Genomic DNA, 13,249 nt, shown 5'->3' with positions numbered 1-13,249 from the left:
CTGATATGTAGTCAACAGGATTAAAAGTCCGGGGATTACCCTACATAATACGCCCGGTGCATTTAATTGATAACTACGAGCCTGCCGGCTCATTCTGTTTCATCGTCATGCAAGTCATGGCGTATTGTGGAACGATATCTAAAATAACATCTGTCAGTTTAGAGGTGGTCATGATCAAAAGAATCGGCGTTTTAACGAGTGGTGGTGATGCACCGGGAATGAATGCGGCTATCCGTGGTGTTGTGCGTGCTGCACTTTCTCAGGGATTGGAAGTTTTTGGTATTTATGATGGCTATCAGGGATTGTGTGAAGATCGCATGGAACAGCTAGATCGTTATAGCGTATCTGATGTTATTAACCGTGGCGGTACTTTTCTGGGTTCTGTTCGTTATCCAGAATTTAGAGATCCTGCGGTTCGTGAAATTGCGATAGAGAACCTGAGACGTAGAAATATTGATGCGCTGGTAGTTATTGGCGGTGATGGTTCCTATATGGGTGCAAAATTGCTGACAGAATGTGGTTTCCCATGCATTGGTTTACCAGGAACTATTGATAATGATGTAGCCGGTACGGATTATACCATCGGCTTTTTTACTGCGCTGGGCACGGTGGTTGAAGCCATTGACCGCCTGCGTGATACCTCTTCATCTCACCAACGTATTTCTATTGTTGAAGTCATGGGGCGTTATTGCGGCGATTTAACCCTCGCGGCAGCCATTGCTGGCGGTTGTGAATTTATTGTTCTGCCTGAGATTGAGTTCGATCGTGATGAACTCGTAAAAGAGATTATGGCGGGTATTGGTAAAGGGAAGAAACACGCGATTGTCGCTATCACTGAGCACATTTGTGATATCGATGAATTGGCTAAATATATTCAGGAAAAAACGCATCGCGATACGCGTGCGACGGTACTGGGTCATATTCAACGTGGCGGTTCTCCCGTACCATACGACCGTATTTTAGCCTCCCGCATGGGCGCTTATGCTATTGATTTACTGATGGAAGGTCATGGCGGTCGCTGCGTAGGCATTCAGAATGAGAAGATGGTCCATCACGATATTATTGATGCGATTGAGAATATGAAACGTCCGTTTAAGAGCGATTGGTTGAAAACGGCAAAAGAGCTATTCTGATCTCGCTTGAACATATTTATCGAGATAAAAAAACCCGGAATTTTTTCCGGGTTTTTTATGGAATATAAAAATCGATTACGCTTTTTTAGCTTCGGCTGCCGCTTTAACAATCACTGCAAAAGCATCTGCTTTTAATGACGCGCCGCCAACCAGAGCCCCATCGATATCTGGCTGAGAGAATAATTCTGCAGCATTGCTGGCATTCACTGAACCGCCGTACTGAATAATCACTTGAGCAGCAATCTTGGCATCATGTTTAGCAATATGGTCACGGATAAATTTGTGAACTGCCTGAGCCTGAGCTGGCGTTGCTGATTTACCTGTACCGATCGCCCAAACGGGTTCATAAGCAATCACGCTGTTTTCAAATGCCGAAGCACCCATCGTTTTTAATACGGCGTCCAGCTGTTTGGCGCAAACGGCTTCGGTTTGACCCGCTTCGTTTTCTGCTTCAGTTTCACCAATGCACAGCACAGGAATCAAGCCCGCTTCTTTCAGAACGGCAAATTTCTCAGCAATCATCTCGTCGCTTTCTTTATGGTAAGTACGACGCTCAGAGTGACCAATGATAACGTATTTCATACCAATATCTTTTAACATATTGGCTGAGGTTTCGCCGGTGAAGGCGCCTGAAAGGTTGATGTCAACGTTTTGAGCACCCAGCATAATACGACTACCAGACGCCTGATGTTTTGCCTGATCCAGATAAATAAAAGGTGGAGCAATCGCAATATCACAACCACTTACACTGCTGACTTCTTTACGCAGACCATCGATCAGTTCGTTGACCATATGTCTGCTGCCGTTGAGTTTCCAGTTTCCCATAACTAATGGATGACGCATGTTTTTTCTCCAATCAGATTATACGGTAATAACTTTCATTACAGTGAGTTAGTGACTTAAAGCATTTGATGGCGGGTTAGTGCCAATATCAATTTGTTCCCTAGTATAGAACGACTGAATGCTTCGGGTTTAGCTTTTATTGGTTGCCAGTGGCGTATCTGATTTCTATGATTTACTTGTCAGATAGCGACAGCTTAATCGGTTCAATAGCGAATGTTATACCTTTTTCACGATGATCGGCTATAACAAAACGCAATGTCCCTTCAGTTTGTTGATGGAAGGGGGTTCCTTTACCCTTTTCTAGCAATTCAATGGATTTCTTATGACACTTTTCTGCTGATAATGTGGGTTCAAATAGATTGATAAACGCACTCATATAGTTGATTAACACCGCCTTATTTGCTTTTTCCACTTTAGCCATGTCTTCGGGTTTTTCCGTTTTGTCTTCTGATGGAATGAGGGGCAGATAAGTTAGCTGTATGCTTTTGATTGTGCGTTGGCTTTTATCAATAGCCACGGAAGAGTATAGGGTGCTGTTAATTCGGCTGGCGGCACGGAGCAGCGGAGATTTGACCTCCAGCGTTTTGATGGTTTTATACTCACCTAATGGCAGTGTGGGGTTGGTGGTCGAGAATTTTTCTCTGAACTGAGCGATAGTCAGACTAAATGATGGCGCATCTTCTCGCAGATAGGGTGCGATAGCGGGTTCGTTGGTGCTTGATTCAGTGGGTGGAGAAGGATTGTTATCCTGAGCGGCAAATGACACGGAACCTAACATCAGCGCCAAAAAGAGTGTGCTGAAAATGATAGATTTCATTAATATTGAGTGTTCTGATTGAGTGTCATTCATATATATCACTAATCTATATGAGATAATGTCTGATTAAAACCTGTTGTGCCAAGCTTGTCAAAAACATGTCTCTAAATTTATTGCGTTGTCTGTAATCCATCAGACAACGCGATCTAACCGATATTCGCTCTTTTACTGAATTTACCAATACTGTTCACTGGTGATATGGCCCGGTTTTCTGCGTAAGTGTTTGGCCATATTACGCTGCTGTTTGAGCAATTGTTGAGTATCTTTTGCCATCGCCGGATTACCGCAAAGCATGATGTGGCTTTGTTCCGGACAGATTGTTAGCCCAACGGCAGATTCTAGTTCACCGTTTTCAATTAATACCGGAATGCGGCCAAACAGAGAGCCTGTACTTTTTTCCCGGCTGACGACAGTTTGAATGCGTAATTTTCCCTGATAGCGTTTTTCCAGCTCACGCATCAAAGGCAGGTAACTGAGGTCTTGGCTGTAGCGAGCGGCGTGAACTAAAACGATGTGGTTAAAACGCTCAAGATCTTTACCCTCCTGAAGGATGGAGAGAAAGGGACCAATAGCGGTACCGGTTGATAGCATCCATAGGGTATCAACGGTAGGGATTTCTTCCAGAACAAAGAACCCTGCGGCGTCCAGAGTCACCATAACTGAATCGCCTACTTTTAATTGGTGAAGGTGAGGGCTAAGTTTACCGTCAGGAACGGTCACTAGGTAAAATTCAAGTTCCGAGTTACTGGGGGCATTAACATAAGAGTAAGCTCGCTGAACACGCTCTCCACCAATATCCAGAGCCAATTTAGCGAACTGACCCGCCGTAAACGGTCGGATGGGGGCGTGAACACGCAGGCTGAATAAGCTGTCTGTCCAGTTATCTATCTGTGCTACCGTGCCTGAAACCCAATCAGCCATGAGTTTTCCCCTCAGTATGTTGTTGCGTGTTGTATAACCAGAAAGGTCTCTGGAACCAGAATGTTGGAGAGTTAATTAGAATATCACTTATTGTTAACAAATATGAGTAAATTAACTGAAAGAAAACAGGTTTAGCTGTTTGATGTGGGGGAATTAACTTCGGTTTGCTGCATTTATCTCCTGTTGGTAGTGGGATGATGGAAAGAAGTTGACCTGAGATTGTGGTGGCAGTAACATGCGCCTCAATTCGACGGCGAGTAGCGCAGCTTGGTAGCGCAACTGGTTTGGGACCAGTGGGTCGGAGGTTCGAATCCTCTCTCGCCGACCAATTTAAAAACCCCTGATGGTGAAAGCCATCAGGGGTTTTGCTTTTTATCGCGGTAAACAGGCGACCTATTGTGGATAGGGCACCCAGTCAGCCTTGTTCAGCCTGATATATGTTTTATCCTGATACTTCATGACTACGGAACCTGATGTTTCTGATATTGCGGGTGTTTGCGGTAGGTTTTCCGTTAGTTTTTGCCAGTCGATGTTGTCCTGAGTAAACAGCTTACCGTCCAGCGTACGGTTAACCAGCTCGGAAATAGCCAGATAGCTGCTTGGGGACGTAATATGCAGCGCCTGCTGTTGCGATGGCGCTTTGGTACCAACAATCCGAATGCCAACAGGAACATGAGTGATGCTTGGGCTGGGGATATCTCGTAGGCCGGAAACTTGCATTTTGTCACCAACCAGAGCGGCTCCATGCTCTGGCACAATCATTACTATCACTTTTCGACCAGACTTATCTAGCTCATCCAGAAAACTGTTCAGATCGTCAAACAAATCCTGTAGCCGCTTTTTGTATTCCGCCGGTTTGCTAGTCGCAAGGCTACGGTTACCATCGTGGAGCTCAATGGTATTGTAGAATGTTACTGCGCGGGGAGTGTCATCCTTTTGTCTGGCTTCTAGCCATTGAGTCAACATACTCAGATCGCGATAGAGCGGTTCACCATCAAAGGAAGTCAGTTCTGCCTTGGCGTTACCAAAAGGCATTGGGGTGGCTTGAATGCCTGCATATTCACGCAATTCTTTTAGATAATCGCCAAAAGCCCCTGAGTGGTCCATGACCAGCTCATTTTTAAACCCTAACTGTGCCAGATCGTTGAACAGATAACAGCGCTGATCCGATGCTTTATACAGTGCGCTATGGGACGGTTGACCACAACTGGCTCGGGATATCCGAATTGCCGCCGGTCCGCTGTATGACGTCGCCGAGTTAAAATTATCAAAAACGATATTCATCTTTTTCCAGACCGGATGATCCGCCAAACCAACCGACTGCATATCTGACCAAGAGAGGGAGCAGATATTAATAATTAACAGATCAAAAGGCTGGGCATCGGCAGGTAAGGATGCCGGGAATTCGGTATACAGATTCTGTTGAGTCTGAATAAATTTATCATAATAGGCGGTAAGGTTTTGAGACGTTGGTGGCCCCAAAGCATCCGATGGTGCACTGTCTGCGGTACCCAATTGTGCAGGTGCAACATTCGTTGATGGCGTACGGGTTGCTGCTGCTGGCGATAAGTTGAATGATGGTCCACCGAGAGTGATAACGTTTAGCCATATTAAAGCGGCGACCACAAAAGGCGTAATACGCACCCATTGGGAAATAAATAGATAGCCAACCAACAGCGTAAAACCTGCGCCCACCCAGCTCCAGTTAATAAAGCGCTGTACGAATTCCACCATATAATCAAAGCTGAGGGCGCTTGCTTGACTACGTAGATTAATCATACTTTGGATGCTTGGAAGCCAAGTGTCATAGTAAAACAGTGCAATACCTACCGGAATAGCAATCCAGTTGCGGGTTTTTCTTATCCAGCCGGCGGGGAGTGGAAACAGCAAAAAGGCGACAAAAACCAGATTTTCCAGAGGATGGAAATTGAGATATCCACCCCATAACAGTGCAAACTTTATCAGGAAGTAGTAATTCCAGCCGCTTAATCCCTGCCAGTTTCTCCACCGGCTGTTATCTGGATATACGGACTGAGAGGATATTTTCTCGTTATTCATAATATCTGTTTAAGTTATCCACAATAATTATGTTGGCAGAATTTTTTCATCTGTTTTCACAGATAGAGGTTAATCCAATAATATCCACTGACTGGTGTAAATAGGGTTTCAGGCGGATGGATTAGCAGCGTGAAATAACATCCTGTCTCTTTGTTACTATGAATAAAACAGCGATTCCATTTTTTGTGATCACGACTCTGTTATTATTTTAACCGAATTTTGAGGGAAAGCCTGTTTATTTGTTTTTTTAATTTAACACAGAAAAATTGATGTGGCGTACTCATAGAAAAACTATCAGTTAATACCCATTTTTTTAGCTTCTTACGCCAGCATAATGTTTTTTATCAGCTAAAATTAATTACATAGTCTGCATTACTGAGTTATTAAAATGAATGATGATGTCACAGGAACCCAATGGAACCTGCGAAAAGGACGCAACACAGAAATAGAAAATCGGCTACCCGGACAAGCGGTAGTAAAAGAGTACCAGAATGATATTGCTGCGGTGATGACAGCTTATCATCTCACTTCGCTGGAATATCGAGATTTTTCTCGACAAGGTGCGCTACAGGAAGCATTTTCACGTTGGCCGTTGCTGTCAGAAATATTATCTGAACAATATTCAGATAAGGTTGGTTCGTGACGATTTTGGCATTGCAGGGTATTCGTGGGGGCTGTGGGGTTACAGCGGTTTGCGCTTCTCTGGCCTGGGCGCTTGCTCAAACGGGGCAGTCAGTGTTGGTGGTTGATTTTAGTATCAATAATTTGCTACGCCTTCATTTTGACCATGCCTGGGATAACAAAGAGGGATGGGCTTCAGCGCTTAAATCACAGCAATCACTATCGCCCATTATTTCCTACGCGCCAGGTATTGATTATTTGCCTTTTGGCTTCTCTGGAAAAGAAACCCATTCCCTAATCGACGCAGGGTTATTTAATCAAAAACAACATCAGCCAAATAAATTACCTGATTTTTTAGATTTCCTTTCGTTGAATGATTATCAATGGATAGTTATTGATTGCTCTTCCACGCTTTTATCTTTAAATAAATTATCCAATTCGTTGGCGGATATTAATCTGGTTTTATTAAACCCAGATGTAGAGTGCCACGTTTTACTAAAACAAAATTCATTTCCAGTGAACAATTATTTTCTAATTAATCGTTTTTTACCAACGAGTTTAATACAGCAAGACGTCAGCCATATTTGGCAGCAGAGCCTGCCAGAGTTGGTTCCAGTCATATTGCACCGTGATGAGGCTTTGGCAGAGTCGCTGGCGGTGAAAAAAACGGTAGGAGAGCATCAGCCGGGTAGTTTGATCGCTCAGGATATTCACCAACTGGCATTGTGGTGCCAGAACATCGATAAGCAAGGTTCCTGACTATGCACCCATTCAGGGCTGTATTTAGCTTATTTATACCCACAGCACCGCTGAGTTGGTTGGTTGCCCGTTATAACGGCTATCGTCAGCAGAAGGCCTCCACCATCACAGCATTCCTATATTGCATGGGCTATGCCACCTTATGGATGGTGTTCTGTCTGGAATCACCGGCTTGGCAACGCGTCAGAGAACAACATAACCGGTTATTTCCTCAGGTTGCTGATGTTCGCCCTCGTTTGGCGGATATATTGCGCTATTTGGTGCAAAGCCTGTGGTTGGTTGTTGTTCGTCAGGAAAGCTCCCCTTCGTTTTTATTCTTAAGGCAGGGATGGCTCGTGTTCCGGCACTGGCTGAAGGAGCGGCATCAACGGGTAAATGACTGGCTGCATAGTTTACCGGAGTATGTCAGGGCTAATCAGTTGGATCATCGTTCAGAGCAGCGCTTAAAAAATCTAAGTCCGGTATTGAGGCGCACGGTATTTATCATTTGTAGCCTGCTGGCGGGCATATTGGCGATTATCTGTATCTCTCAGCCGTTTGATTTATTCGCGCAATTTATCTTTGTTCTGTTGCTATGGGGCATCGCCATGGTGATGCGCCGCATTCCCGGTCGTTTTGCTTCTCTGATGATGATTGTGCTGTCGCTGACGATTTCATCCCGCTATATCTGGTGGCGATATACTTCAACGCTTAACTGGGACGATCCGCTCAGCCTCGTTTGTGGGCTATTGTTACTGGTGGCAGAAACCTATGCTTGGATTGTGTTGGTATTAGGTTTCTTTCAGGCGGTATGGCCCCTACATCGTAAACCGGTACCGTTGCCGAAAGATCTCTCTGCCTGGCCCAGCGTCGATATTATGGTACCCACCTATAACGAAGGGCTAAACGTGGTGAAACCCACGATTTATGCGGCACTGGGAATTGATTGGCCGGAAGATAAACGGACTATCTATATTCTGGATGACGGTAACCGACCTGAGTTTAGGGCATTTGCCGAAGAGGTTGGCGTGAAATATATCGCGCGTCCAACCCATGAACATGCTAAAGCGGGTAATATTAACCATGCGCTGAAGCAGGCTACCAGCGAGTTTGTGACTATTTTTGACTGCGACCATGTGCCGACGCGTTCTTTTCTACAGCTGACCATGGGCTGGTTTTTCAAAGATAAAAAGCTGGGAATGATACAAACCCCCCATCATTTTTTCTCGCCAGATCCCTTCGAACGCAATCTGGGTTCTTTCCGCAAAATGCCAAACGAAGGTACTTTGTTTTACGGACTGCTTCAGGATGGGAACGACACTTGGGATGCCACTTTCTTTTGCGGTTCTTGCGCGATTATGCGTAGAACCGCGCTAGATGAAGTGGGCGGAATCGCGGTTGAAACCGTAACCGAAGATGCCCACACCTCATTGCGCCTGCATCGTGCAGGCTATACCTCTGCCTATATTCGTATTCCACTGGCGGCGGGATTGGCAACAGAAACGCTGTCAGCCCATATTAGTCAGCGTATTCGCTGGGCGCGAGGCATGGTACAAATTTTCAGGTTGGATAATCCGTTGCTAGGCAAGGGAATAAAATTGGGGCAGCGTCTGTGCTATGCCAATGCGATGCTGCATTTCCTGTCGGGTATTCCGCGACTCATATTTTTAACTGCACCGTTGGCATTCCTCTATTTCCATGCCTATATCATTTTTGCTCCTGCGTTAGCGATAGCGCTATATGTTCTGCCCCATATGATGCACGCCAGCCTGACTAATTCGCGGATTCAGGGCAAGTTTCGTCACTCATTTTGGAGTGAGATCTATGAAACGGTACTGGCCTGGTATATCGCTCGTCCGACCACGGTTGCGTTGCTGAACCCGCATAAGGGTAAGTTTAATGTAACCGCCAAAGGGGGACTGGTGGAAGAGAACCATCTGGATTGGATTATCTCTCGTCCCTATTTATTGTTGGTGGTGCTTAACGCTGTGGGTCTACTGGCAGCAGGATGGCGCATGTATTACGGGCCAACGAATGAGATCCCGACCGTGTTAGTCAGTGCCATATGGGTTATCTATAACCTGATTATTTTAGGTGGCGCCATCGCCGTTTCTATTGAAGTTAAGCAAATCAGGAATTCCCCCCGCATTCAAATTGCCATGCCGGCAGCAATTGCTCGTGAAGATGGTCATCTGTTCCCTTGCACATTGAGGGACTACTCCGATGCTGGGGTAGGCATTGAGATGAAAGCGCAGGATCTGGTGGCTAAGGACGACAAACTTATCCTGATGTTAACCAAGGGCGATCGTGAGTATGCCTTCCCCTGTCAGGTAATGCGCGCAATAAAAGAGACCGTTGGCGTTCAGCTTCAACTGACGACCACACAACAACATATTGATTTTATGCAATGTACCTTTGCTCGGGCAGACACCTGGGCGTTATGGCAAGAAAGTGTACCGGAAGATAAACCGATGAGTAGCCTACGTGATGTGATGCTGCTGGGCTTACTCGGTTATCAACGGATGCTGGAATACTCTCCTCCATTTTTATATTCCATTTTGGGGCGTATGGCGTCAGTGATTGTTTGGTTAATTTCGTTTTTACCTCGACGGGTTAATCAGCCCAAAACAGAAGTGGCAACAGTATGAAAAAAAGTATGAAAAAAATGAAATCTGAAGTGATGTTTACCGGTGTAGCGAAGCGTCGCTGGCTGGGAATTGTTTTGCTAAGCCTGGCGGGTACAACCTATGGGCAGACCACGGGGACTCCATTGACCGTTGATGCTGATGTACAAAACAGCGCAGCAGTAGTCCCGCAGGTGGAGCCGAGGCCAATCGTACCGGGCGCACCGGTACGCAATGATTCACTCTCTTTTAAAACGTTGGCGCCGGAAGGTAGCCTAGTTTTAAGTGGTTTGCAGAGCGCGGCGCAAATGACGTTCACCGTGCGCAGTGATGAAGTGGTATCTCAGGCCGCATTGAATCTTAACTATACCGTTTCACCTGCGCTATTGCCGTTACTCTCTCATATCAAAGTTTATCTGAATGATGAACTGATGGGAGTTGTGCCGGTTAATCAGGACTCACCGGGTAAAAAGGGAACCATTAGTCTGCCGCTGGATGCCCGCTATATCAGCGATTTTAACCGTATACGCCTAGAACTAGTGGGACACTATCTCTCTAAGGAGTCATGCGAAACCTCAGCTCACAGCAGTATCTGGGTTGATATAAGTAAAAGCAGTTCAGTCGCGCTGACTTATCAGGGACTGGAGGTGAATAACGATCTCTCGGGTTTCCCTGAACCGTTTTATGACAGTCGGGATTTCCGTCCGTTAAATTTACCGATGATTTTCAGCTCGACACCGGATAATGAGCAACAAAAAGCGGCGGCAATTCTGGCCTCTTGGTTTGGGGTGAAAGCCCAATGGCGTGGGCAGAGCTTCCCGGTATTGTATAACCAACTGCCAGAGAGCAACGGCGTGGTTTTTGCCACTAATGATTGGCGTCCGGATTTCCTGAAAGATTACCCAAAAGTCGATGCACCAGCGGTTGAGATGATATCGCACCCGACCAATCCGTATATCAAACTATTGTTGGTGTTGGGGCGTGATAATAAAGATTTGCTGACCGCAGTTCAGGGGATCGCTCAGGGGGAGCCGCTGTTTCGCGGTCAGAGCGTGACCATTGATAGTGTAAAACAGCTGTTACCTCGCCAGCCTTACGATGCACCCAATTGGGTAAGAACCGACCGTTCAGTACGATTAACTGAACTGACCTCTTACGCGGAACAACTTAGCGTTTCCGGCGGGAGTTTGCCGCCGATCGATCTGGACATGAAGTTACCGCCAGATTTGTTCTTACTGCGTAGTCAGGGGATCGCACTAAACCTTAAATACCGCTATACGCCACCGCCTTATGTTGATGATTCTCGCCTAAATGTCAGCCTTAACAATCGCTTTTTACAGGCGTTCCCGCTGAAGCCTTATGAGTCGAATAAGCAACAGGTTTTACATATTCCATTGATTCAAGGGCTAAGTAGCACCGGTGAAGAGGTGATGATTCCGGCTTTCCAACTGGACGGAAATAACAAACTGCGTTTCGATTTTGATTTCGTCTCGAATATCGGTGCCAGCAGCACCGACGTATGTCGCATCATGACCCCGGTAAAACATGAAGCGGTGATAGATGGTGATTCAACCATCGATTTCTCTGGTTATCGCCACTATTTGGCGATGCCGGCATTGAAAACGTTTGCTCAGTCAGGCTTCCCGTTCAGCCGCATGGCGGATTTATCAGAAACATTGGTGGTGATGCCGGAAAAACCAACGGCGGAACAATTGACGCTGTTGTTTAACGTGCTGGGCCAGATGGGTGCCACCATTGGCTATCCGGCACTGGGGATTGAACTGAGCAATAAACCGGAAGCGAAACAGTATGAGGATAAAGATCTGCTGGTGTTAAACAGCATTCCACAAGATTTGGATGCCAATAACAAACCAGAAATACTGATTGAGCAGGTAAAAAGCCAGCTTAATAGCCCAGAAAAAAATAGTCTGGAATTACGAACCGTTGATTTCAACAAGCCAAGTAGTGAACCAACGCCACAGACTCATGCGGTGGTCTCATCTGATGGGGCTATTGGTGCCATAACCGGTTTCCAGTCACCTTACAATGAACAGCGCAGTGTGGTTGCCCTGATGGCTAGCGGCGACAGCGGTTATCAATTGTTGGATGAAGCTTGGCGTGACAACGGCAAACGGGCGGCGATTGCCGGGTCGGTTTCCATTGTGCGTAACTCTGGCGTTAATAGCATCCGGGTTGGGGATACCTACTATGTTGGCTATCTACCGTGGTGGGACAAACTATGGTTTAAGCTATCTGAGCATCCGGTGTGGCTGGCAGTATTTGCCGTTTTCAGCGTGATTCTGGTGGCATTAATGCTTTGGCGTGGGCTTCGCGCGGTCAGCCGTCGCCGTTTAAATCCGGGTGAAGATAAATAATATGAAGCGTCTGATGATGATGTTCTGTTGCTGTCTTATTGTCGGCCAAGCGTGGGCGGATACCTGTTACTGGCCCCAATGGCAGCGCTTTTCTCAACAATATATCAGCCGTGAAGGGCGGGTTATCGATCCGGCGGACGGTAAAAACATCACCACATCAGAAGGGCAGAGCTACGGGCTGTTTTTTGCGTTAGTGGCCAATGACCGTAATCGATTTGATCAGCTTCTTAACTGGACTGAGAATAATCTGGCTGCTGGCGATCTGACGGCTCGCTTGCCCGGCTGGCTATGGGGTAAAAAACCGGATGGCCGTTGGGGAATCTTAGATACTAACTCTGCATCTGATTCAGACCTGTGGATAGCTTACACCTTGTTGGAAGCCGGACGGCTCTGGCGCTCTCGTGGTTATCAGGTTATGGGCACCTTGTTATTACAGCGAATTGCCAGAGAGGAAGTAGTGAACATCCCAGAATTGGGCGCCATGTTGATGCCTGGAAAAATAGGTTTTAGCGAACCCGATAGCTGGCGCTTGAATCCTAGCTATCAACCGCCGCAGTTGTTATCTCGTCTCGGCCACACAGAAAAAGTATGGAATGAGGTGGCGGTGACCAACCATAAACTGCTACTAGAGGCGTCACCTGCTGGGGTTGCTGCCGATTGGGTGGTCTGGCAGAAAGAGAAAGGCTGGCAAACGGACAGTAAAACCGGCGCAACCGGAGACTACGACGCGATTCGGGTCTATCTATGGCTTGGGATGCTGTCAGAAGATACGCCGGGGAAATCAGAACTGATGGACCACTACCAGCCAATGGCTAAACTGACGCAGGATACGGGCTTACCGCCAGAAACGATAGATACTCAGACCGGCAAAGCAACGGGTACGGGCCCGGTTGGTTTCTCTGCTGCACTCTTGCCATTTTTGACCGGATCGCCAGCTCAGGCGATTCAACGTGAACGGGTGATGAATAACATGCCCGGCAGCGATGCCTATTACAACAACGTGTTAACCCTTTTTGGTCTCGGTTGGGATCAACAGTATTACCGCTTTAATCAACAGGGAGAGTTGCAGGTTTCTTGGGAGAAAGATACATGCAAAAACATCCACTGATTTCATACTGC

General features: G+C 46.5%; 10 protein-coding genes and 1 tRNA gene. 7 read left to right on the top strand and 4 right to left on the bottom strand.

From position 1 onward, the window contains the following. Nucleotides 1-170: 170 nt before the first annotated feature. A complete protein-coding gene (gene pfkA / locus HYN51_RS14820; RefSeq protein WP_108900724.1) occupies nt 171-1,133 on the top strand; it encodes a 6-phosphofructokinase in 963 nt (320 codons plus the stop codon). A gap of 75 nt (nt 1,134-1,208) precedes the next feature. Here pfkA and tpiA read toward each other — a convergent pair whose 3' ends face one another. The 3 genes from tpiA to fpr form a co-directional block, all read right to left on the bottom strand. Continuing rightward, complete coding sequence (gene tpiA / locus HYN51_RS14815) at nt 1,209-1,976, bottom strand: triose-phosphate isomerase (RefSeq protein WP_108900723.1); 768 nt, start codon at nt 1,974-1,976, stop codon at nt 1,209-1,211. A gap of 172 nt (nt 1,977-2,148) precedes the next feature. Further along, on the bottom strand, nt 2,149-2,793 hold the full coding sequence (locus HYN51_RS14810; RefSeq protein ID WP_157953056.1) for a DUF1454 family protein: 645 nt from the start codon (nt 2,791-2,793) through the stop codon (nt 2,149-2,151). Between the two features lie 174 nt (nt 2,794-2,967). Next, nucleotides 2,968-3,714: a ferredoxin--NADP(+) reductase gene (gene fpr / locus HYN51_RS14805; protein WP_108900721.1), complete on the bottom strand. Its 747-nt coding sequence runs from the start codon at nt 3,712-3,714 to the stop codon at nt 2,968-2,970. A gap of 251 nt (nt 3,715-3,965) precedes the next feature. Here fpr and HYN51_RS14800 point away from each other — a divergent pair. Then, a tRNA-Pro gene (locus HYN51_RS14800) sits at nt 3,966-4,042 on the top strand. A gap of 65 nt (nt 4,043-4,107) precedes the next feature. On the opposite strand, the gene bcsG is transcribed toward HYN51_RS14800, so the two are convergent. Further along, on the bottom strand, nt 4,108-5,772 hold the full coding sequence (gene bcsG, locus HYN51_RS14795; protein ID WP_108900720.1) for a cellulose biosynthesis protein BcsG: 1,665 nt from the start codon (nt 5,770-5,772) through the stop codon (nt 4,108-4,110). A 388-nt stretch (nt 5,773-6,160) separates the two neighbouring features. On the opposite strand from bcsG, the gene bcsR reads away from it, so the two are divergent. Genes bcsR through bcsZ form a run of 5 tightly spaced genes read left to right on the top strand, consistent with a single transcriptional unit; the run spans nt 6,161 to nt 13,238 of the window. Continuing rightward, nucleotides 6,161-6,415, top strand: coding sequence for a cellulose biosynthesis protein BcsR (gene bcsR, locus HYN51_RS14790; RefSeq protein ID WP_108900719.1), 255 nt, complete (start codon nt 6,161-6,163; stop codon nt 6,413-6,415). Further along, nucleotides 6,412-7,152: a cellulose biosynthesis protein BcsQ gene (gene bcsQ, locus HYN51_RS14785; protein WP_108900718.1), complete on the top strand. Its 741-nt coding sequence runs from the start codon at nt 6,412-6,414 to the stop codon at nt 7,150-7,152. The genes bcsR and bcsQ overlap by 4 nt, the downstream gene beginning before the upstream one ends. Before the next feature lie 2 nt (nt 7,153-7,154). Beyond that, nucleotides 7,155-9,779: a UDP-forming cellulose synthase catalytic subunit gene (gene bcsA, locus HYN51_RS14780; protein WP_108900717.1), complete on the top strand. Its 2,625-nt coding sequence runs from the start codon at nt 7,155-7,157 to the stop codon at nt 9,777-9,779. Between the two features lie 8 nt (nt 9,780-9,787). Continuing rightward, complete coding sequence (gene bcsB, locus HYN51_RS14775) at nt 9,788-12,130, top strand: cellulose biosynthesis cyclic di-GMP-binding regulatory protein BcsB (RefSeq protein WP_230513986.1); 2,343 nt, start codon at nt 9,788-9,790, stop codon at nt 12,128-12,130. A gap of 1 nt (nt 12,131) precedes the next feature. Then, the gene (bcsZ, locus tag HYN51_RS14770) at nt 12,132-13,238 is read left to right on the top strand and encodes a cellulose synthase complex periplasmic endoglucanase BcsZ (protein WP_407936326.1); all 1,107 of its coding nucleotides are present in this window, start codon (nt 12,132-12,134) and stop codon (nt 13,236-13,238) included. Nucleotides 13,239-13,249 lie beyond the last annotated feature (11 nt).

Origin of the sequence: Limnobaculum parvum (assembly GCF_003096015.2) — a bacterium.
GTDB lineage: Bacteria > Pseudomonadota > Gammaproteobacteria > Enterobacterales > Enterobacteriaceae > Limnobaculum > Limnobaculum parvum.
The sequence above is the reverse complement of the archived record's forward strand: the minus strand, read 5'-3'. Positions and strand labels throughout refer to the sequence as shown.